This is a genomic window from Cohnella soli (genome assembly GCF_042655525.1).
Lineage (GTDB): Bacteria > Bacillota > Bacilli > Paenibacillales > Paenibacillaceae > Cohnella > Cohnella soli.
The window spans coordinates 386,918-407,881 of record NZ_JBHSMI010000023.1; the positions used below are offsets into that span (position 1 = coordinate 386,918).

16 protein-coding genes, 1 pseudogene and 1 riboswitch are annotated in these 20,964 nt (G+C 54.5%); of the genes and pseudogenes, 10 read left to right on the forward strand and 7 right to left on the reverse strand.

Annotation, left to right across the window (positions count from 1 at the left end):
• Positions 1-75: 75 nt before the first annotated feature.
• The 3 genes from ACFPOF_RS12310 to ACFPOF_RS12320 are packed head-to-tail and all read right to left on the reverse strand — an operon-like array spanning position 76 to position 3,339.
• A complete protein-coding gene (locus ACFPOF_RS12310; RefSeq protein ID WP_378132937.1) occupies positions 76-1,209 on the reverse strand; it encodes a glycosyltransferase family 4 protein in 1,134 nt (377 codons plus the stop codon).
• Positions 1,206-1,976, reverse strand: coding sequence for a glycosyltransferase (locus ACFPOF_RS12315; RefSeq protein WP_378132939.1), 771 nt, complete (start codon positions 1,974-1,976; stop codon positions 1,206-1,208). The genes ACFPOF_RS12310 and ACFPOF_RS12315 overlap by 4 nt, the downstream gene beginning before the upstream one ends.
• Positions 1,963-3,339 (reverse strand): tetratricopeptide repeat protein, encoded by a 1,377-nt coding sequence (locus tag ACFPOF_RS12320; protein ID WP_378132940.1) that lies wholly within the window; start codon positions 3,337-3,339, stop codon positions 1,963-1,965. The genes ACFPOF_RS12315 and ACFPOF_RS12320 overlap by 14 nt, the downstream gene beginning before the upstream one ends.
• 137 nt (positions 3,340-3,476) lie before the next feature.
• Between ACFPOF_RS12320 and ACFPOF_RS12325 the strand changes: the two genes are divergently transcribed.
• Positions 3,477-6,527: an EAL domain-containing protein gene (locus tag ACFPOF_RS12325; RefSeq protein ID WP_378132942.1), complete on the forward strand. Its 3,051-nt coding sequence runs from the start codon at positions 3,477-3,479 to the stop codon at positions 6,525-6,527.
• On the forward strand, positions 6,527-7,198 hold the full coding sequence (locus tag ACFPOF_RS12330; RefSeq protein WP_378132944.1) for a Dph6-related ATP pyrophosphatase: 672 nt from the start codon (positions 6,527-6,529) through the stop codon (positions 7,196-7,198). The genes ACFPOF_RS12325 and ACFPOF_RS12330 overlap by 1 nt, the downstream gene beginning before the upstream one ends.
• Here ACFPOF_RS12330 and ACFPOF_RS12335 read toward each other — a convergent pair.
• On the reverse strand, positions 7,190-8,179 hold the full coding sequence (locus ACFPOF_RS12335; protein WP_378132946.1) for a helix-turn-helix transcriptional regulator: 990 nt from the start codon (positions 8,177-8,179) through the stop codon (positions 7,190-7,192). The two genes, ACFPOF_RS12330 and ACFPOF_RS12335, sit on opposite strands and share 9 nt — an antisense overlap.
• 171 nt (positions 8,180-8,350) lie before the next feature.
• On the opposite strand from ACFPOF_RS12335, the gene ACFPOF_RS12340 reads away from it, so the two are divergent.
• A complete protein-coding gene (locus ACFPOF_RS12340; protein WP_378132948.1) occupies positions 8,351-9,223 on the forward strand; it encodes an SDR family oxidoreductase in 873 nt (290 codons plus the stop codon).
• A 52-nt stretch (positions 9,224-9,275) separates the two neighbouring features.
• Here ACFPOF_RS12340 and ACFPOF_RS12345 read toward each other — a convergent pair whose 3' ends face one another.
• Positions 9,276-10,139, reverse strand: coding sequence for a DUF4097 family beta strand repeat-containing protein (locus tag ACFPOF_RS12345; RefSeq protein WP_378132950.1), 864 nt, complete (start codon positions 10,137-10,139; stop codon positions 9,276-9,278).
• 3 nt (positions 10,140-10,142) lie between these two features.
• Complete coding sequence (locus ACFPOF_RS12350; RefSeq protein WP_378132952.1) at positions 10,143-10,748, reverse strand: HAAS signaling domain-containing protein; 606 nt, start codon at positions 10,746-10,748, stop codon at positions 10,143-10,145.
• 247 nt (positions 10,749-10,995) lie between these two features.
• Here ACFPOF_RS12350 and ACFPOF_RS12355 point away from each other — a divergent pair, with 247 nt between their 5' ends.
• From ACFPOF_RS12355 to cyoD, 6 genes are all read left to right on the forward strand, one after another.
• Entirely contained in the window at positions 10,996-12,477 is a 1,482-nt protein-coding gene (locus tag ACFPOF_RS12355) for an ABC transporter substrate-binding protein (RefSeq protein WP_378132954.1), read from the forward strand.
• Positions 12,478-12,620: 143 nt separating this feature from the next.
• Positions 12,621-12,857, forward strand: a complete 237-nt coding sequence (locus tag ACFPOF_RS12360) for a hypothetical protein (RefSeq protein WP_378132956.1) — start codon at positions 12,621-12,623, stop codon at positions 12,855-12,857.
• Between the two features lie 989 nt (positions 12,858-13,846).
• A complete protein-coding gene (cyoA, locus tag ACFPOF_RS12365; RefSeq protein ID WP_378133141.1) occupies positions 13,847-14,797 on the forward strand; it encodes a ubiquinol oxidase subunit II in 951 nt (316 codons plus the stop codon).
• A 20-nt stretch (positions 14,798-14,817) separates the two neighbouring features.
• Positions 14,818-16,785: a cbb3-type cytochrome c oxidase subunit I gene (locus ACFPOF_RS12370; RefSeq protein WP_378132958.1), complete on the forward strand. Its 1,968-nt coding sequence runs from the start codon at positions 14,818-14,820 to the stop codon at positions 16,783-16,785.
• Positions 16,785-17,411, forward strand: a complete 627-nt coding sequence (gene cyoC, locus ACFPOF_RS12375) for a cytochrome o ubiquinol oxidase subunit III (RefSeq protein ID WP_378132960.1) — start codon at positions 16,785-16,787, stop codon at positions 17,409-17,411. Before ACFPOF_RS12370 ends, cyoC begins: the two co-directional genes overlap by 1 nt.
• 1 nt (position 17,412) lies before the next feature.
• Positions 17,413-17,751, forward strand: coding sequence for a cytochrome o ubiquinol oxidase subunit IV (gene cyoD / locus ACFPOF_RS12380; RefSeq protein WP_378132962.1), 339 nt, complete (start codon positions 17,413-17,415; stop codon positions 17,749-17,751).
• A gap of 181 nt (positions 17,752-17,932) precedes the next feature.
• On the opposite strand, the gene ACFPOF_RS12385 is transcribed toward cyoD, so the two are convergent.
• Positions 17,933-18,829 (reverse strand): cation diffusion facilitator family transporter, encoded by an 897-nt coding sequence (locus ACFPOF_RS12385; RefSeq protein WP_378132964.1) that lies wholly within the window; start codon positions 18,827-18,829, stop codon positions 17,933-17,935.
• Positions 18,830-19,202: 373 nt separating this feature from the next.
• Positions 19,203-19,300: riboswitch (purine riboswitch) on the forward strand.
• A gap of 68 nt (positions 19,301-19,368) precedes the next feature.
• Here ACFPOF_RS12385 and ACFPOF_RS12390 point away from each other — a divergent pair.
• Positions 19,369-20,801, forward strand: a pseudogene (locus ACFPOF_RS12390) (NAD(P)/FAD-dependent oxidoreductase).
• Positions 20,802-20,964 lie beyond the last annotated feature (163 nt).

Genomic DNA, 20,964 nt, shown 5'->3' on the forward strand with positions numbered 1-20,964 from the left:
TGGCTCGGTACGAGGATCGTGCTGCGAGCGAAAATTTCACTCCGAGAACCGTGCGGCGGAAAAAACGGAGCGACCTCACCCGTCGGACAAATAACGCTCGAGTACAAGCCGCCACCGCTCCCGCCACCGCCGCTTATCGAACGCGAGCGCAGTTTCCCGAGCGTTGCGGCCGAGACGTCGCCTCAGCACGGCGTCGCCGGCAAGCCGTTCGATCGCGGGAAGCAGCGCTTCCGTCGTCGGCGGGACGAGCAGACCGTTAAAGCCGTCGATGACAAGATCGTTTAAGCCGCCGACGTTGGTAGCGACAACGGGCAAACCGCAGCTCATCGCTTCAAGGCAGGCGTACGATGTTCCTTCCGAGAAGACGGTCGGAATGACCGCGATGTCGGCGGTTGCGTATGCTTCTCGAATGGAGGAGAAGTCGTATGTCCGGTGGAAAATCGAATCGCGTTGTGGGTGTTCGGCGAGCCACATCTCGAAAGCGTCGCTAACCTGGCTGCCTTGAACGAGCTCCCCGGCGAATTCGATTTCGACGCGGCGGTCCGGGTCGTCGAGAAGCCCGTCGGCGGCCCGCATCATCGGTATGAGCCCACGCTCGAGACTCAGCCTTCGCGGGTACAAAATGCGCAGTTTCTTCAAGCTGTTATTGTCAGTGTTCTGAGGCAAGAAATAGTTCGTATCGACGCTGTTAGGAATGAGAGTTACGCGATCGGACGAATCATAGCGGCATACGGCACGGCAATACGTCTGAAAATGGGAGTCGACGGACACGATGCCGACGAGCCGGTCGAGCGCATTCTGTACGGCGGAAGCGACATCGGCTTTCACGTCGCGGGGCAGCTGCGGCGAATCCCAGTTAATGCCGTGGCAGATGCCCAAGCTGCCTTCCCGGTACCGGATCGGGTGCCAGATGCAACTGGCATAGATCAATCGGCCGTTCGCTTTATCGGCCATTTCGCCGAACGCTTCGGCAATCTTGTCGAAATCGTATGGATAACCGAATACGCGTATACCGTTCCACTCCGTCTCGAATGGTTCGAAGTATGATAACTGATGAACTTCCGGCGTCGCTCCCAGCTCGCGAATGACCTCGCACAACTCCGCGATATACCTCTCCAATCCGCCTCCGAACACCCTCCCGTACTCCCGATTGTAACCGTCGAGAAAGCTATGCGTAAGCAGGCTGACCGTTGGCAATTCCGTCGTCATCCTGGCGTCTCCTCCCACTTGGTCAGCTTCGGGTTAAAGTCGATAATCGATTCGTACTGGGCGAGACTACCCCATCGGCCTTCTGGATCAAGCGCCTTGTAGCGGCGATATTTGGCGATTTTCTCTTCCCAACCGCCTGCCCAGCCGAGATGTTTGACCCGAAGATCGGTCTCGAGGCCCGGTAAAGCCGCGTAAGAATAAGGAAGCCTGGGAACATGGTGATCGCGCTGCGGGTAAGGGCAAGGAAATCCGAGAATTGCCCGAACGAGCGTCATCGTCGGCCGGGTATGGATGTTCCACAGCTCGTCGTCCCTGTAGTGGGTAAGCCCGTTCCAAAAGTCATGGAAACGGAAGGCGACCCAGTCGTAACGATCCTGATCGATAAGACTCCTCATGGAGGCAACGGCACGCTCCTCGTACAGTTCGTCCGCATCGACGGAGAGAAGCCAGTCCGGCTCTGTGGACATGGCGGCTTGCCATAGCAACGTTCGCAGCTTCCATTCCTCTCCGAATAGCGGGCGCGGCAGCTCCACCAGCCGGACAACTTTCGGATAGCGGCGGCATATCTCTGGCGTGTCGTCCTCGCTCGCGTCGTCTACGATGACTAGCTCGTCGGCGAAAGCGCTCAGTTGATCGAGCACCTGCTCCAAATATTTGCCTTGCTCGTTGCGAACTTGAAGCATGGCGGTCAGTTTGTTGCCGCTCGCTTTGCGAACACGTCGAACTTGGTGGACGAATACAGGGGCAGTGTGCTCATTGTGGTCCAACGGTCGAACCCCCCTTCTCGCCGGCAATGCCGGAAACCGCCTCGCGCCGCAGTTCTTCCCGCAGACGATCAAGCGCCGCGGCTTCCGATTTCATGCCTGCAATGTGCTCGAGCGCATCCCGGTCGAGCTCGGCTGCGGCGAGGAAAGAGCGGATCGCTCCATGACGGTCGCCGCGTAGCTTGCGAACTGCGCCTTCCAGAAGCAAAGTGTCGCGCGAGTCCGCGAGAGATACGCCTGCGCTGTCCTCGGGAATGATCGTCGCGTGCGCTTCCTCCCAACGCCCGCATTCGATTAGCGCCCGCCGCCTTACCCGAACGGCTTCAGGATCGTCAGCCTGGTCGAGCAATGCGATCGCGCCGGCGAGATCGTCGTTCCAACGCAAAAGGCGCGCTTTCGCGAGAAGCTGTTTGCCTTGTTCAAGATCAAGGCATAAGCGTGCATATCGATCCTTGTCTTCCTCTGTCAGCGCCGTCACGCCGAATGCGTCCACCGCTTCGTCAAGTTCACCATTGCGGGCGAGAATGGCTGATAGAAATCGGTAGTGCGTGCGCAGGCAGTCTTCTCTTCCGCAAGCGGCCGCATGCAGGAACGCTTCCCGCAAATATTCGTCGGCGCCGAATTCGCCGAGCAAATAGCTGTAGACGGACAGCAGGAAAGAGACGGTTTCGTGTGCGCCGACCGTTTCCCGAATGTCCGCATAATGACGCAACCAAGATTGCCTCTGCACGACGACTGCCCAAGAGGGAGGGATGCCGTCCGCCAGCAGGCGGACAAGCGCCTGACGGAGTAACGTCTCCCACTCGCGCTCCGTCTTCCTTCCGACAGCCTCTCGTTGCATCCCCTTACCTGCCGATTCAGCCGCCGCGCTGTGCCTGAACTCTCCGCCGTAATCCGACTCTCGTCGGCCCACTTCGCCAACCGCTGCATCGTTGCTCACCTTCCCGGGCAAGGCGTCGGGATCGCGAAGCAGCAAGGCGGCATCGTTTTTGAACGACTGTTCCAAATAGACGGCTTCCGATTCCGCCCCGAACAAATCCGCCACGCCGACGCCAAGCAGCAGACAGCGCGTCCACCAGGCCGATTGAGCCTCGAAAGTACGTTCAGGCAGCAGAAAGACGAAACGGCCCGGATGTAATGCTGCCGCCTTTTCTAACCAATAAGGGTGAGTGATAATGGCAAGCTTCGGTTCGGCAATGGAGGTCAGCCGATCGGGAGAGAGGGACGCGACACCCTCCGGATAACTTTCTGCAGACGCCTCGTCGTCCGTTACGAACGAAATCGGCCCGAAAGCTCTCAATGATTGCAATATTTTCCGATAAGGAAAGTAAGACCACCCCGTATGGGGAAACACGACGCAGGCCAACGAGGCTTCACCCCTTGATTCGTGTGTGCGGCAAGGCCGGATATGGAAGCAGTGTATGGATGCTTCGGGCAAAGGGTGCCGCGCGCGAACGGGGATAATTGCCGGAATTGAACTACATAGAAAAGGCAGGGAGCTGTATGGCCCAAGGTTATCGGATTGGAGTGATCGCTCCCAATCTTGACGGGGAGTATTACGGGCGTTTGTTGCCCCACATCCACGAGGCGGTCAAACAAAGAAACTCGGAACTGATCGTCATTCGGGTGGCGGATGATGAACTTGGCATGAACGCGCTCGAGGAGCCCGTTTCGTTCGAACTCGTCGACGCATGGATTGTGATTTTGCCTTCGGCAAGCCCCAAATTCCTCAAGATGCTTTCGGCAAGCAAGAAGCCGTACGTCTGTATCGGTTTTCCTTCTCCTTGCCCGCGCGGCAGATCGGTGCTCGTCTCGAATCGTGCCAGCATGAAGCAACTCGTGCTTCATTTGATCGATCATGGGCATCGAAGCATTGCGTTCATCGGTCAGACGCAGCAGTACGACTTATATGAACGTTACATCGGCTATTTGGATGCGCTGACGGAAAGAGGCATCGATGCGGACGAGCGGCTTGTCGTCAGAACGATGGGCAACCTGCTGGAAAGCGGAATGGAGGCGACCGAACGGCTTTTTGCGTCAGGCGTTACGTTCACGGCCATCGCCGCCGGTACGGATTTGTCGGCGCTCGGGGCGATCGATTATTTGAATACGCACGGCTACTCGGTGCCCGGGCAGTTCGCTGTGACCGGGTTCGACGATATCCATCAAGCGAAGCTGAACTATCCTCCGTTAACGACGGTTGGTCAGCCGTTCGTCGAGATGGCCGATAAAGCGGTGGCAGAAGCGTTCGACCTCATTGCGGGACGCGGACCCGAAGCGGACGAGTTGTTCATTCCAGCAGAACTTGTCGTGCGGACATCGTGCGGATGCGAAGAGGAAGAGAAGCTCACCCCGCAACAATATTTTGATTTTCACAGGTACAACCTGTCGAAGATGAGAATCGCGCTCCATCATGTCACAGTCAACAATTATAAAGTGACCCAACGTCTTATCGCGGCGACGAAAGACGAGAGAATTCATATTTCCAAACTGCTCTGGGGCAATTTTCATTGGGGCTTCCTTGCTCTAAGGGAAGTGGATGGGCAGGGAGGCAATCGGCTCGTCGTCAGTCAGACGTTCAGCAAGAAAGGCGACCCGTTGCCTCCCGAGGGGCTCGAAGTGCCGTTAGAGCGATTCCCGCCCGTCGGATATTTGCCCAAGAGCACCGGCCCGGGCGGGGACGACTGTATCGTCCTGCATCCGATTCGTACGGAACTTCAGAATTGGGGCTATCTCGTTCTTGCCGGACCGTTGGACGAGATGGGCGATTTTGTAGCGGACGATCTGTCGAGGCATAGCTTCACCATCCTCGCCGTCGCGCTCGAACGCGAGCTGCTGCTTAAGCAAACTCGCTCGATGGCAGAGAAGCTGGAAGTCGTGTCGCGGACATCCAACGATGGCATCTGGGACTGGGATCTAGCGGCGGGAACAATCGATTGGACAATTCGCGCACATCATATTCTGGGCGGTGTGGCCGATAGATTGCTGGTAACGCCGCAGAAATTCATCGAGCTCGTCCACCCGGAAGACCAGCAGATGCTTCGGCTAGCATTCATGCGTCCGTTCCAGAAAGACCGTCCGATTCAGGTCGAGCTGAGGTTTAAGACGATGGAAGGGCATTATTTGTGGTTGTATTTGGCCGGAGACGTTCTGTATGACGAATCCGGCGTACCCGTCCGAATGATCGGCTCGATTACGGACGTGACGGATAAGAAGATGAACGAAGAGAGAATTACTCAGCTTGCCTATCAAGATGCGCTGACGGGATTGCCGAATCGGCTGCGGTTCAAGGATCAGCTAAGAGAAGCGATGGCGGAGAGAGACTTGGACGGCAATCGACTCGCCGTTCTGATGATCGATCTGGATCGGTTCAAGATCGTCAACGATACGCTTGGCCATCAGGTGGGTGATCTCTTGTTGCAACGAGCGTCCCATATGCTTCGAGATTGTGTTGGAGATGAAGACATTATTGCGAGGCTCGGAGGCGACGAATTTATCGTCCTGTTGCGGAAAGTGGAGAATGTCGACGATGTGTTCGCTGTGACGCAGAAAATGCTGGATGCGCTGGAGCAGCCTTTTATTCTGGAAGATCAACCGTTCTATCTGTCCGCGAGTATCGGTGCAAGCTTGTACCCTGCGGAAGGCGAAGGAACTGAAGTCGATCCGGACACGTTGATTCGCGATGCCGATCTAGCGATGTATCATACGAAGGAGAATGGCGGCAATCGGCTTGAAATCTATGTCCCTGCGTTCAGCTCGAAGCGGGTGGAGAGGTTTAACATGGAGACAGGCTTGCGATACGCACAAGAACGTGGAGAGCTTACGCTCCATTTTCAACCGCAAATTTCTCTCTCGACGGGTAAAGTGTATGGCGCGGAGACGCTTCTGCGTTGGAATGCTCCCGGGGGCAAGACGATCCAGCCAGGCGAATTCATCCCGCTTGCGGAGGAAACCGGTCTTATCGTGCCGATCGGCCAGTGGGTATTGGAGCAGGCATGCGAGGAATGTAAAAGATGGATCCGCGCCGGCATGCCGCAGCTCGTCATCTCGGTTAACATCTCGGCATTGCAATTCCAGCAAGAGGATTTCCCGGACATCGTCCGTCGGGTGTTAAAGCGTACAGGAATCGAGCCGTACAACCTCTGTTTGGAGATTACCGAGCATACGGCCGTTCAGAATATGGAGCACAGCGTGAAGATGCTCGGCCAATTGATCGACATTGGGGTGAAAATCGCGATCGACGACTTCGGCATCGGCCAATCCTCGCTATACTGGCTCAAGAAGCTGCCGGTGCATATCGTCAAAATCGATCCAACGTTTATCTTAAACATGATCGAAGACTCCGATGATGATGCGATTGCCAAGGCGGTTATCGAGATGTCGCACAATCTCGGTCTGTCGGTAACGGCTGAAGGGGTCGAGACGGAGCACCAGCTTCTGCGGCTGCAGCAGCTGCAGTGCGACCGAATTCAAGGTTACTACACCGGAAGACCGATGACGTCGGATCAGTTCATCGCGTATTTCCTCGAAATTCACGGCGGGATGGGCATGTGATGGCCCCCAAGAAAGTTGCGCTCTCTTGGAGCGGCGGCAAAGATAGCTGCATGGCGATGGACAAGCTTGCGAGGAAAGGGTACGAAATCGCGTGTCTGGTGACAACGGTGCCGAAGGAGATTGGCAGAACGTTCGGTCACGGCGAGCGAACCGAGGCGATTATGGCGCAGGCGAATGCGCTGGGGATTCCCGTTGCGTTCATCGCATGCACGTTCGACACGTATACGGCAGATTACGAGGCGAGATTAAAGGAACTTGCGACCGAGTTCGGCTTCGACGCAATCGCGTTCGGCGATCTATTCTTGCAAGAGCATCGGGACTGGGGTATGGGCGTAGCCGAGGCAGTAGGCATAGAGGCATTGTATCCATTATGGATGGCGCCGGGTGACACTTTGGCCGCGCTGCGGACGTTCGTGGACTCGGGTTATCGCGCGATCGTCATTCGAACGAGCGATCGGGTATTCGCCGAAAGTTGGCTGGGCAGAGAACTCGGCGTATCGTTCTATGAAGACATCTCTTCCTTAGGACCGGCGGTATGCCCGATGGGCGAAGGCGGCGAATATCATACGTTCGTCTACGACGGGCCGTTGTTCCGCCGCCCCGTCCAGTTCTCAAAGGGGGCTGTGGTGCAGCTTGAGACGACAAAGAGGCTGGAAATCGTTTTAGGGTAAATCGTTCTTCTTAAAGGTCTCGATTGCGGCGGTCAACTCTTCGAGTATGCCGCTACGCAGCGATTCGGGCGAGAGAGCAATTGCGTCGCGTCCGTAGCCGAGCAGCACCTTGTGCGCGTACGCCTCCGTATGGAAATCGGCTTCGGTTTCTATCCATAGCGCGTTTCCGTCGGAATCGCGCCCCCATTGTTGCGCCCCGGTTGCGTTGACGTAAGCTTCGCGCTCGAATTCGTCCCATCGCGAGGCTGCGATTCGCACCTTCGCGGTATAACGCGGAAGCACGGCGACGAACCGCTTCGTCGATTGCTCCCAATACGCTTCGAGGTCGAATGATTCGGGCCGGTCGAATGGTTCAGGGAGCAGTTCGGCGCCTGCCAGCCGGGAGATGCGGAACGTACGCAACTCCTCGTTAGGCTCGGTTTGCGCCACCATGTACCAAATGCGGGACTTGGCGACGAGGCCAAGCGGCCGAACGACACGTTCCGAGAGTCCGGCGGCATCGCGCGAGCGATAAGAGATGCGGAGCCGCCGCTGTTCCCAGACGGCTGTCTGAACGACGCCGAGCTGGGAAGTGTCCGGCGCACTTCTCCAGCCTGCGCCATCGACGTGAATGAGCCGGCGCGCGAAGTCGGCGTCGTGCCTCGCGGTCGCGGGAAGTGCGGACAACAGCTTGTTCATCGCGATGTCCGCGTTCTCGGTCAGTCCGAGATCCTTTACGACGCTGGACGCCTGCAAGAGCAATAACGCATGAATTTCCCCCGTTGTCATGCCGGTCATTCTGCTCCGGTAACCTTCAGACAACATCCATCCTCCCCGCGAGCCTCTTTCGGCGTAGACGGGAATGCCTGCGGCGCTTAGCGCTTCCATGTCGCGGTGAACGGTTCGATCCGACACTTCGAGACGGCCCGCCAGCTCCCTTAGCGTTAATCTTCCTTCGTTCTGCAACAGCATTAGAATTTGCAGCAGGCGATCGGCTTTCATTCTTTTTCTCCCTCCGTTAGGACGATACCAGGTTTATTTAGGCTAGCCTGATTATATCACGGTTATAAGACATAGGTTGTCATATTAGGGGCGGTACATTGGAGGAAGCTGGTTTGTCGACAAATGAGTCGTCACTATGAATCGGCGGAGAATCGGAGAGGAGCGAGTCGGATGAAGAAACCGTTAGAAAACAAGGTGGCCGTCGTCGCCGGAGCAACGCGGGGAGCGGGGAGGGCAATCGCGGAAATGTTGGGAGCGGCGGGCGCTATCGTCTACGCAACCGGCCGAAGCGTCAGAGGGCAACCTTCCGATATCGACAGGAGAGAGACGATTGAAGAGACGGCGGAACGAATAACGCAAGCGGGTGGGAGTGGCATTGCCGTACGGGTTGACCATACGGAGCCAGAGCAAGTAAAGGCACTGTTCGAACGAATCGATCGAGAACATAACGGCAGATTGGACATACTCGTTAACGATATATGGGGAGGCGAGAAGTTGACGGAATGGGGAACGCCGTTCTGGGAAGGTTCGCTCGGGAAAGCGCTGACGATGCAGAAGCGGGCCGTTCACACGCACATGATTACGAGTTATTACGGAATTCCATTGCTTGCGCGGAGGCGGAGCGGTCTGATCATTGAAGTAACGGACGGTTATGACTATCGCTATCGCGGCAATCTGCCTTACAGCCTGGCGAAAATTTCGGTCATCCATCTGGCTGAAGCGCAGGCGGCGGAACTTAAGTCCTACGGCGTGACTGCGGTAGCCGTTACGCCCGGGTTTCTTCGCTCGGAAGAAATGCTCGATCACTTCGGCGTAACGGAAGCCAATTGGCGGGAAGCTGGGAAGCAGGATATTCATTTCCTGCAATCGGAAACGCCTTATTTCCTTGGCAGAGGACTAGCGGCTCTGGCAGCCGATCCCGCCCATATCGAGAAAACGGGCAAAGCGCTGACGTCTTGGGGCCTGTCGGACGAGTACGGATTATCCGACGTGGACGGAAACCGGCCACACTGGGGGAAGTATGCGGCTGAAAACGGGTTCTGAACCTAAATAAAACAGTAACCTCCCGTTTTGGTACCGGCGGGAGGTTACTGTTTTAGCGTTGCTCGACGCGGATATTGCCGCTATCGGTGCGAGCTTTAATATAATCGGTCGTCTCGTTCTTCGAATCGGGAGAGCGAACGGAACCGGCATTAGCTCGCAGGTCGTACGCACCGGCGAATTCGGCGGGCACTTCTACATAGACGTTGCCGGAATCGGCTTTCAGATCGGCGCTCGCGGTGTCCAGCTTATACAGCTTGATATTGCCGGAATCGACGGAAAAGTGAGTTGGTCCGGACATGTTTTCGAATTTGATGTTGCCGGAGTCGGCGCTGGCTGTCGTGTTCGCGGATACGCCGTCGCCGGTGATGTTGCCGGAATCGACGTCGACGATTAAGCGCTCGCTCTTGTAGCGGTTTAATTTGATGTTGCCGGAGTCGGCGGACAGATTCGCTTCCCCGAGGCGTACGAGCGAAGCGTCGTCGACCGTGATGTTGCCGGAATCGAGCTTGATGCGCAGCGAATCAAGCATAGCATCGTCGGACAAAGCAACAATAAGTTCTTCTTTTTCTCTATGGAAGGTCAGGTCGAAGATTTGAATATATCTTTTCGGCATGCGGGTAAGATTGAGCTTTAGCGATTTGTCGACGATACTGGTCGACTTCGTGTTCTCGATCATTTTTTCGGTGCCTTTGCCGTTTAACTTAATCGTATTGCGACCGTCTTCGCTTTTTACGAATTTTACTGACACGTTATAATCGCTCGTAATATCCAGCTTGCGCAAATCGCTCGCAGAGAATGTCCATTCTTTCTCGAATTCGGTAAGCTTCTTTCCGTTCGACTTCCAGTCATAGGTGAGAGCGCCGGCCGCACCGACGACGATCAGGCAGAAAGCTGTGAAGAACCAAAATTTTTTCATCGTTTATGATTTTCCTTTCCATGTCCGATAGTTCCAGAGGATGTAAGCTTTCGTCGCTTTGTACAGCAATTTTCCGGCCGACAGCGCGAGTCCTGCCAGCAACATGCCGATACCTGCTATACCGAGCGAGATCATAAGCTTGTGATAATCAAAGCCGCTATCCCACACGACTTCCGCAGCGTAAGCAAGCGGAGACAGCATGCCCGCCAAGGCGGAGGCGACTAATGAAATCAGGACGGACCAGACGGATGCCAGCAACGGAATCGCAAGCATGACGTTTAAGAAGAAGAGAGCGATACCGACGCCAACCAATCTTGCCATATCGGGCTTGCGGCCGTCGGTCGAATAAATAGGGGCTGCCTCGGGCGGCGGAGGCAAAGGCGGCAACGAAGACTCCGTCCACGAGGAGGAAGGAGGCGCGGAGAAAAGCGCGTCTTTGGCGACAGAGAGCGGATGTCCGAGCTCCCGGGCAATGTCCTCTTCGGTTAATCCGTCCAGTTGGCGTTGCTGATAGTAAGCTTCGTAATCTCGCAATATCGCGAGTTGGTCTTGTTCGGGTAACGATGCGAAACGCTGACCCAGACTATCGATGAATTGTTGCTTGTTCATGGCGTTCTCCTTTAATCGACGAACTTGTTATCTTCATCATAACGCATCGCGTTGAAGTACAGAAACCGACGCAAGTTCATGTTGAACCTCGACTAAAGTTGGGGTTTTCTTTAATGAACTTTAAGAAAAATTTAACAACTGTTCATAGTATTACATGGTACGATATGTAAATGGATGATTTTCTTAGGCGACTGGGGGCTGTAGGTTACTGTTATTTTAACAAAAGAATGTGGAAAGGTGTGGAAGCATGAAAAGATCCCGCGTGGCGGCGATAGCCGTCGTGTTTACGATGAGCGCTAGCCTTCTATCGGCTTGTAATTTGGGAAGCGACAAAACCGATAAAGATGAAAAAATGACGCTGAAAGTGATGTACTACGACGAAAGAGGCTTCTATCAACAATATGGCATGTTGTTCTCGGCCGTGTATCCGAATATCGACATCCAAGTCGTATCGACGGACAGTATCAAATACGAAGAAGGCAAGGACATGCAGAAGGCTCAGGAAGATTTCATCGCGGAGCAGAAACCGGATATTCTAATGCTCGAGCCTACCCTGTTGAAGAAGATGGCGGAGGAAGGCAAACTATACGATCTCGATGCCCTCATGAAGAAGGATAAGTATGATCTCGAAGGCATTGTGCCTGGAATCGTCGATTACATGAAAACGCTCGGAGGCGGCAAGCTATACGGGCTTACTCCTAATTTCTATAGCCAGGCCATCTATTATAATAAGGACTTATTCAAGAATCATGGGGTGCCTTTCCCGGAAGATAAGATGACCTGGGAACAAGTATTGCAGCTTGCGCAGCGGTTCCCGACGACGGGAACGGACAAAGATCGTGTCTACGGGATGAAAGTCGGTTATCAGACGGACTTGTATAACTTGGGCATGATGATCGGTTCGTCCGAAGGGCTTACTTTCTTTAATCCATCGACGAAGCAGTTGACGCTGAACACGGATTCGTGGAAAAAAGCGTTCGAAACGGCGGACAAAGCGATCAAGTCGGGCGCCCTCTACTCCGAAGATCCGAACCGGCCGAACAGCGGCAGCACTTATGAAGACTACTTGCTGCAAGACCCGTTCATCGGGGGCAAAGTAGCCATGCTGATCGAGGGCAATTATATGATGGATCAGCTAAAGGAAAAGGACAAGCGTCTGAAGGACAAAGGCGTGCAAAATTGGGATCTAGTCACGATGCCGGTTAATCCGCAAGCTCCGGATGAGACGACGAGCATGTCGCTGTACCAGATTATGGCGATCGATGCGAAATCTCCGAATGCGGAGGCGGCGTGGAAGTTTCTGAGCTACGTAACGGGAGACGAATTCGCGCGCGTCACTTCCAAGTCGATGATGGGCGGCGGGTTCCCGATCCGCACGAAGTATCTCGGCAACGACGATGGAGCGCATCATATGGAAGCCTTCTACAGCTTAAAGCCGGTCGAGAACCCGCAGTATGCCAATTATGACAAGCTGCCGCAGCAGTTTTGGATGAACTTTAACGGGATACAGCAGCAAACGATGCAAGCCGCCAAAGACGGCAAGAAAACAGTGGCTGAATTGCTTGACGAGCTGCAGGCCAAAGGCCAGCAGATGCTGACGGAAGCGTACGCCAAAGAAAAAGGAGCCAAACCGTCCGCCTCGCCGGAGGGCGAAGCATCCGGTAGCGGGGCGTCCGGCGGCGCGACTGCGGTCGAGGCGGGTTCGGCAGCGGCATCGCCGGCGAAGTAAGACGGATGAAAGGACTCCCTCGGGGAATGCTAAGTGAACGGCGCCTATTTTGTCGAACCGGTGAACTTTGACTTTATTTTGACACATAGATGTGCTAAAATGTTCACATATAGCGCTTTCACGTAAAGGGGGTCATCCTCGCCATGAACAAAGAAATGTCCAGAATGCTGAAGTGGGTCGCCATGGTTGTCATTGCTGCAGGTATTATCTGCTGCGTCTTGAACCTTTCCCAATTCAACGACCGCAATCTTGGATTGATGGTCGGCATCGGATTTCTCGTCGGCGGCAGCCAAATTCTGCTGTTCGGCGTCATCGCACCGTTAATGCAACGCAACCAGGAGAATGCCGCTCCGGCCAACTCGCCGGAAGAATTGGCCTAATCGATCGGTTAATAGAGCCGCCCGCCGGGGCTGACCCGGTGAGGCGGTTTTTTGGTGCGCTGTAGTTGTGTTTAGACCAACTAAATGCTATTCGGAGTTGCTGCGGAGCGCTGTAGTTGTGTTTGGTCCAACTAAATGCCTGCTCGGAGTTGCTTCGGTGCGCTGTAGTTGTGTTTAGACCAACTAAATGCTACTCGGAGTTGCTGCGGAGCGCTGTAGTTGTGTTTGGTCCAACTAAATGCCGGCTCGGAGTTGCTTTGGTACGCTGTAGTTGTGTTTAGTCCAACTAAATGCAAGGTTTGTGCGTTCCGTAAGCGATTGCACGGGGCCAAAATACAATGTTAGTTGCGTATCATATAGCTACTGATAACATAAAATAAGAAAAGAACAGCGCTGCCAACGCTGTCCCTTGCATAACGTTTGGACGTTTCACCCCGCAATTCAATGAGCAGATGCGACCCGCCTTCGGCTACCAACCTTGGGGCGGGTTACTTCTTGTTACGGAATGATATGATTGCAATAACAAGCATTGCGTATCCGATCAAATCCTGGACCAAATTATACCATTTATTAGACTCCAGCAGGGGTCTTTTTTTGTATTGGAGGTAGTTATAGGATGGCGACCATCTGCCGATATGTGTCTAAGCTCAGTTCCCCCACTCGTTTCGCACAAAATTATGTACTTTTTTTCACAATGTGAACAAGTGGTGACTAAAGTGTTGCGAAATTTCAACGGATATTTGTCTCCTTTGTTAACTGTGCGGAACATCGCAGAGCTTTCTGATATGTTGGTAGCAGGATAGGGAACCCAGATAATTGTGGGTAACCCGAAGGCGATGGATCAATCGTTCTCTAAGCGGATCGATCGAGGGCGGCTTCCGCTTGGCGAGACACCGAGAGGAAGCGCGCACATCGCAGCGAATATATTCAACGACACAGGCAAGAGCAAGAGGATGGGGGAGATGCACATGGGTAACAAGCTCAAGCGGATGCTGGCTGCGGCGACCGGAATCGCGATGACGGCGGTATTGACGGGCTGCGAAGGCGACGGTGTCGTCGTGCTGAATCCGAAAGGCGAAATCGGGCAGCAGCAATTGGATTTGATTTGGATCTCGACATTATTATGTTTGGTCGTGCTTGTCCCTGTACTGGTACTGACCTTCTATATCGTATGGAAATACCGGACTAACCAGAAATCCGCAAAAGCGGCGAAATACGATCCCGAGTGGGAGCACAGCGCGAAGCTGGAGACCATCTGGTGGGGCATTCCGATTATCGTCATCGCCATCTTGGGCGCGATTACGATCATCTATACGCACAAGCTGGAGCCGTCCAAGCCGCTTAAGCATGAAGCGAAGCCGATCGTTATCCAGGTGACGTCGCTCGATTGGAAATGGCTGTTCCAATATCCGGAGCAAGGGATTGCTTCGGTGAACTACTTGCAGTTCCCGGAAGACGTGCCGGTCGAATTCCGGCTTACGTCAGACGCGCCGATGAACTCCTTCTGGATTCCGCAGCTCGGCGGGCAGATTTATACGATGTCCGGCATGGAGATGAAGCTCCATTTGATCGCGGACGAACCCGGCGACTACTTGGGCATGGGCGCGAACTTCAGCGGCAAAGACTTCGGTAAAATGAATTTTACGGCTAAGGCATCGTCCCAACAGGAGTTCGACGACTGGGTCGCCAGCGTCAAAGCGTCGTCCCCTGCGTTAACGGACGAAGGATATACTCAACTTGCCAAACCCGGCGTATCTGACGTCACCACGTACTCCGCGATTCCGGACGGCTTGTTTGAACGAATCGTGCACAAATACGGCGTTCATCATCACGGCGGCGGAGCGAAGGAAGAACAATCGGGCGAGGCTGAGGCAGCGAAGCAGCCCGAACGGCCCGACCAACCGGCAACGCAATCGACAGAGCATCACCACCATGAATAGAGAGAAAGGAAGGTGCAGCCATGTGGGATAACATTAAAGATTTCGCTTCAGATTTCTTCGTAACGGGCGATCCTCTTATCTACGGAGCGGACGTCGCGATCGTGCTTACGGTCGTCGCAATCGTGTCCGCGCTCACGTTGTTTAAGAAGTGGAAATGGCTTTGGAGCGAGTGGATCACCACCGTTGATCATAAAAGAATCGGCATCATGTACGTTATCGCGTCGCTTCTTATGCTTTTCCGCGGGGGTATGGACGCTCTCCTCATGAGGACGCAACTCGCCGTTCCGAATATGGAATTCTTGTCGCCGGAACACTATAACGCAATCTTCACGACGCACGGCGTCATTATGATTTTGTTTATGGCTATGCCGCTAATGTTCGGTTTGTTTAACCTCGTCGTTCCGCTTATGATCGGGGCGCGCGATGTCGCCTATCCATTCCTGAACTCGCTCAGTTTCTGGCTATTCTTCTTCGGCGCGATGCTGTTTAACATGAGCTTCGTCATCGGCGGTTCGCCGGATGCGGGCTGGCTCAGCTATCCGCCGCTTTCGGAGATGTCGCATAGCCCAGGCGTTGGGCAGGACTTCTACATTTGGGGGATTCAAATTTCCGGTATCGGCTCCTTGGCGACCGGGATCAATTTCATCGTCACGATACTGAAAATGCGAGCACCGGGCATGAAGCTGATGAAAATGCCGATGTTCGTCTGGTCAGTGCTTTCGAGTTGCTTAACGATTATTCTGGCATTCCCGATTCTGACTGTAACGCTGGCACTGCTGTTCATAGACCGTTACCTGGGCGCTCATTTCTTCACGCTTGACGGCGGCGGCAACCCGATGATGTATATCAACTTGATCTGGATGTGGGGTCACCCCGAGGTGTACATCGTTGTTCTTCCGGCATTCGGCATATTCTCGGAGATCGTGGCTACATTTTCGAAAAAAAGGCTATTCGGCTACAAGTCAATGGTGTTCGCTCTGATGAGCATCAGCCTCATGTCGTTTTTCACCTGGGCTCACCACTTCTTTACGATGGGCTCGGGCGCGAACGTCAACGCCTTCTTCGCGATATCAACGATGATCATCGCCATACCGACAGGGGTCAAAGTGTTCAACTGGCTGTTCACGATGTATCGCGGACGGCTAAGCTTCCCGACACCTATGCTGTGGATGCTAGGATTTATTCCGTGTTTCATTGTAGGCGGAATGACGGGCGTGTTGCTGTCGGTCGCTCCGGCAGACTTCCAGTTCCACAACAGCTACTTCCTGATCGCCCACTTCCATCAGGTGCTGATTGGCGGCGTGGCGTTCGGTTACTTCGCTGGTCTCTACTACTGGTGGCCTAAAGTGTTCGGATTCAAGCTGAACGAGAAGCTCGGCAAATGGGCGTTCTGGCTTTGGAATATCGGATTCTATGTCTGCTTCATGCCGCAATATGTGCTTGGCTTGATGGGGATGACGCGTCGGGTCAGCTCATATGGTTGGGATAGAGGTTGGTTCGAACTGAACTTGACGTCGACGATCGGCGGCTTCCTGATGGGTATCGGCTTCTTGTTTCAAGTATGGCAAATTCTTCATAGCATCAAGTTTATGGAGAAAGCGCCGGCGGATCCGTGGGATGGCCGTACACTCGAATGGTCGATTCCTTCACCGGCTCCGATGTACAACTTCGCAACGACTCCTGTCGTGACGGAGAAAGACGACTTCTGGGAAGAAAAGCAGCGGATTGCCGCTGGCGGCGTTCCGAAACCGAAGCCTGCGCTGGAACCGATCCACATGCCGAAAAACTCGGCCATTCCGTTCCTCATGTCCGCTTGCTGGTTCATGGTCGGATTCGGTTTCGTGTTTGACTGGTTGTTCATCGCGATACCGGGGCTTGTTGGTGTTGTGGGATGCATGCTGTATCATTCGTTTAACTACGACACGGACTATTACATTCCGGTCGATGAAATCAAACGCACGGAAGCTGCTGCGGGGAGGGCTGTCTAATGGCGCAATCGCAATCTCAATCGCATACGGCGAATCAGGCGGGTCAAGGTTCCCATGACGGACATCACGATCTCGAAGCGCTCCGAATGATGGGGTTCTGGATTTTCCTGATTACCGACTGTATTCTGTTCGGCAGCTTGTTCGCGACCTATGTTGTTCTGGAAGGCAATACGGCGGGAGGCCCAACCGGGTCCGAACTGTTCGAAATGCCGGGCGTCATTGCGGAAACTTTTATTCTCCTGACGAGCAGCTTTACGAGCGGGCTTGCGGTGCTTTCGATGAACCGCGGGGACAAAAAAGGTTTGATCGGGTGGCTGGCTGTTACGGTACTGCTCGGTGCGGCGTTCATTACTCTTGAAGTTACGGAATTCCTGAAATTGATCGACGAAGGCGCGAAAATCTCGACGAGCGCTCACTGGTCTGCGTTCTACACTCTTGTCGGCACGCACGGACTTCACGTCTCGGTTGGGCTTGTATGGATGGTGTCGATCATGTTGCAGATCGCCCGTCGCGGCATTACCCCTGTTACGCGGCGCAAAGTGAACATCGTCAGCTTGTACTGGCACTTTCTCGATGTGGTGTGGATTTTCGTCTTCACGATCGTTTATTTGATGGGGGTGATGTAAGATGGCGCAACATTCGGCTCACGGAGCGCATGACGCTCACGATAACCACGAGGCGCACGGTTCGCTTAAGTCTTACGTCATCGGGTTCGTCCTCTCGCTCGTTCTGACGGCAGTGTCGCTAATCGTCGTCCTGAATGACGTGCTTACGGGGACGGCAGCCAAAGTCGTCATTATGATCGCGGCGATCCTGCAGTTCGTCGTTCAGTTGTTTTACTTCATGCACTTGAAGGAAGAGGGCAAGCCGCGCTGGAACTTGATGGTGCTTATCCTCGGCTTGATCATCGTGCTGACGGTCGTCGCCGGCTCGATCTGGATTATGACGTACAACAAAGTAGGTTGAGTTGTCCCTTGAACGTTTAATAGGGGCAGTCCATCAGTCGTAAAAAAACGACTGATGGACTGCCCCTGTTTTATGCGCTCATTCATATTCCGAAACCCCGCGTCCGGCTGACAGTAGTTCGACTAACTCGAACTATCGAATTGTACCCACTCTATGCAGGTTGACAGGGCGCAGGCGTTTGCTACTCCTCCCCCTCATACCAAGGGTTCAAGTGAACCAGCACTTCTACGACGGCGGGGTCGGCTTCCATGATGTGCTGCTTGATCGTGCGGCTAATGTCGTGGCCTTGTTGGATCGTGTACTCTCCCGGGATGCCGACCCGCACGTCGACCGTCACATAGTGACCGTGTTCGCGGGCGCGCACGCGGTCGATGCGTTGGACGTGCTCGACGGCCAGCAACAATGCCTCGTATTGGGCGAGCTTCTCGGGGGCGGCGTTACGCTCCATCAGAATGTCGACGGAATCGCGGCCAATTTCTACAGCCAGCTTCAAGACAAGAAGCGATACGATAATTCCCGCCACCGGGTCGCCGTATGCGGCCCAATGCCAGCCCATATGATCGCCGAGCAAGCCGATTCCGATCCCGATGACCGCTGCCAGGGAAGCGTACACGTCGGCCAGATGATCATAGGCGGTAGCGAGAACGCTTTTGCTGTTCGTCGCTTTGCCGACGCGCAGCGTGTAGACATAGAGCCATTGCTTCCAGACGAGGGACACCGCGGCGGCGCCGAGCGCGAGCCAGTTCTCCGCTTCCGGCGGTTCAAACAAAGCGCCGACCGATTGGTAACCGATCCATAGGGCAGCAATGACGAGCACGATGGCAACGAACGCGGAAGCGACGACTTCCGCTTTGCCGTGACCGTACGGGTGGTCCTCGTCCGCCGGTTTTTTCGACACCATCGAGGAAGTAAGGGCGGCTACCGTCGCAATGATATCGCCTGCGTTATGTACGCCGTCGGCGAGCAACACGGGACTGGAAAGCAGAAGGCCCGCGACGACCTTCATGACGGTTAGAAAAACGTTGCTGATGAGGCTGATCCAGATCGCGACCAAGCCGGAAGTGTGCTTATCTGCCACAATGATTCCCCCTGCTAATAATGTTTACCGGGCGCAAAAAAACAATCAAGCTCCCGGCGACAAGGCCGGAAGCTTGATTTCGACTCTATATGGTTAATCTTGTGAAGGCGCGAATTCATGGGTGAGAATCACCCTCTTTTCTGTAAGCTCGATCGAGCAGTTAGGAATAACTTATTAAGTATAACATATGCTGCGGTTTGGATTCAATTTTCAATGTTTAGTGCCCGGGTGATCTTTTAATGTTCGGATTTTCGGTATGGTTTTGACGGAGTGAGCAGAAAAGTGACGATAAAAATTCGTATTTACGAATGATAAAGGCGATCTCCCATTGACTTGTACGCTTGAATGGGATAATCTACGTAATGGAAATACACTTACGTATGATTCATCCACTCGTATATCCCGGCGATAAGGGCCAGGGTCTCTACCAGGAACCTCAAATTCCTGACTACGACGGATGTGGGATACCCACACCCATCGCTAGTCGGGATTTTTTGCGTTTTCAGACTGCAATGGGCACACGAGGAGGAAAACAAGAAATGAACCACTATGATGTCATTGTCGTGGGCGCAGGGCCTGCGGGTATTTTTACTTGTTACGAACTGACGAGAACGTCGCCACATCTTAAAGTGCTGCTAGTCGACAAGGGTCACGACATCAACGGCACTGCCCGATACTCGAAAATAAAATCGAGCTCTGCCCGCCGCCGGCAGGGAAGAAGGAGTTCGCGGGCTGCCTGCCTGCTTGCTCGATCACGGCAGGTTTCGGCGGCGCGGGCGCGTACAGCGACGGGAAATTCAACATTACGACGGAGTTCGGAGGCTGGTTAACCGACTACCTTCCGCCGTCGCAGGTACTTTCGTTGATCCGTTATGTGGATGAAATCAACCTAGAGCACGGGGCGACGACGAATGTGACCGACCCGACGACCGATTTTGTCCGGGACATCGAACATCGGGGATACGCGGCAGGACTGAAGCTGCTGCGAGCGCAGGTGAGGCATCTCGGGACGGAGCAGAACCTGGAAATTTTGAAATCGATTCGCGATTATTTGGACAGCCGCATTGACACTCGATTTAAGACAGAGGTTGCCGACTTGATTACGGTGAAGGATGGCGGCGCACATCATGTGCGAGGCATTACGCTGAAGAACGGCGAAGAAATTATGGCTGACACAGTTGTCGTATCTCCGGGGCGCGACGGTTCAGGCTGGCTGACAGAAGTATTGAAACGGCGTCGGCTCAAAATGGTCAACAACCAGGTCGATGTCGGCGTGCGTGTCGAGACATCGGACGTCGTTATGCGGGAGATCAACGAGCATTTGTACGAAGGAAAGTTCGTGTTTAATACTTCCGTAGGTACACGGGTTCGCACGTTTTGCAGCAATCCGTCGGGGCACGTTGTCGTCGAGAACCATAGCGGCGTAATGGCGGCGAACGGCCATGCTTTCAAGGACCCGGCGCTTGGCTCGGCGAACACGAACTTCGCTTTGCTCGTCTCGCACAAGTTCACCGATCCGTTCGACAAGCCGAATGAATACGCTCGAGAAATTTGCAAACGAGCGAACGACTTGTCCAGCGGAGGCGTCATCGTACAGAAGTTCGGCGACATTATCCGGGGACGCCGTTCCACGGAAGGGCGGATCAAGGAAGGCTTCATCGAGCCGACGCTGAAAGAAGCGGTGCCGGGAGATCTCGGGCTCGTGCTGCCTTACAACACGATGAAAAGTTTAATCGAGATGGTTGAGGCGTTGGATAAAGTGACGCCGGGTCTGGCAAGCGAGCATACGCTGTTCTATGGTGTAGAAGCGAAGTTTTACTCCGCGCGGCCGAAGTTGAGCGAAACGCTCGAGACGGAGATCGCCGGCCTCTATTGCGGCGGCGATGGAGCGGGTGTGACGCGCGGACTCGCGCAAGCGGGCGCTGCGGGCGTCTGGATTGCTCGTGCGCTTGCGGAGCGGAAGGCAAAATAAGGTGTGTGGGAGGCAACCCGTGGGAGTGGGGCTGCTTTATTTGTAGCGTCGCCGGGCGACTCGGCGGAATAGCTGGAAAAAATCGGGCTACAGAGCGCCGTCGGGCGGTTGGGCGGTCAATAGCCGGGAAAAATCAGGCTACAGGGCGCCGTCTGGCGGTTGG

Bases quoted from the DNA above. Each gene is read 5' to 3' on its own strand.
- ACFPOF_RS12340 (WP_378132948.1), top strand. From the start codon at position 8,351: ATGAAGAAACCGTTAGAAAACAAGGTGGCCGTCGTCGCCGGAGCAACG.
- cyoD (WP_378132962.1), top strand. From the start codon at position 17,413: ATGGCGCAACATTCGGCTCACGGAGCGCATGACGCTCACGATAACCAC.
- ACFPOF_RS12310 (WP_378132937.1), bottom strand. From the start codon at position 1,209: ATGACGACGGAATTGCCAACGGTCAGCCTGCTTACGCATAGCTTTCTC.
- cyoA (WP_378133141.1), top strand. From the start codon at position 13,847: ATGCTGGCTGCGGCGACCGGAATCGCGATGACGGCGGTATTGACGGGC.
- ACFPOF_RS12355 (WP_378132954.1), top strand. From the start codon at position 10,996: ATGAAAAGATCCCGCGTGGCGGCGATAGCCGTCGTGTTTACGATGAGC.
- ACFPOF_RS12360 (WP_378132956.1), top strand. From the start codon at position 12,621: ATGAACAAAGAAATGTCCAGAATGCTGAAGTGGGTCGCCATGGTTGTC.
- ACFPOF_RS12330 (WP_378132944.1), top strand. From the start codon at position 6,527: ATGGCCCCCAAGAAAGTTGCGCTCTCTTGGAGCGGCGGCAAAGATAGC.
- ACFPOF_RS12325 (WP_378132942.1), top strand. From the start codon at position 3,477: ATGGCCCAAGGTTATCGGATTGGAGTGATCGCTCCCAATCTTGACGGG.
- cyoC (WP_378132960.1), top strand. From the start codon at position 16,785: ATGGCGCAATCGCAATCTCAATCGCATACGGCGAATCAGGCGGGTCAA.
- ACFPOF_RS12335 (WP_378132946.1), bottom strand. From the start codon at position 8,179: ATGAAAGCCGATCGCCTGCTGCAAATTCTAATGCTGTTGCAGAACGAA.
- ACFPOF_RS12350 (WP_378132952.1), bottom strand. From the start codon at position 10,748: ATGAACAAGCAACAATTCATCGATAGTCTGGGTCAGCGTTTCGCATCG.
- ACFPOF_RS12370 (WP_378132958.1), top strand. From the start codon at position 14,818: ATGTGGGATAACATTAAAGATTTCGCTTCAGATTTCTTCGTAACGGGC.
- ACFPOF_RS12345 (WP_378132950.1), bottom strand. From the start codon at position 10,139: ATGAAAAAATTTTGGTTCTTCACAGCTTTCTGCCTGATCGTCGTCGGT.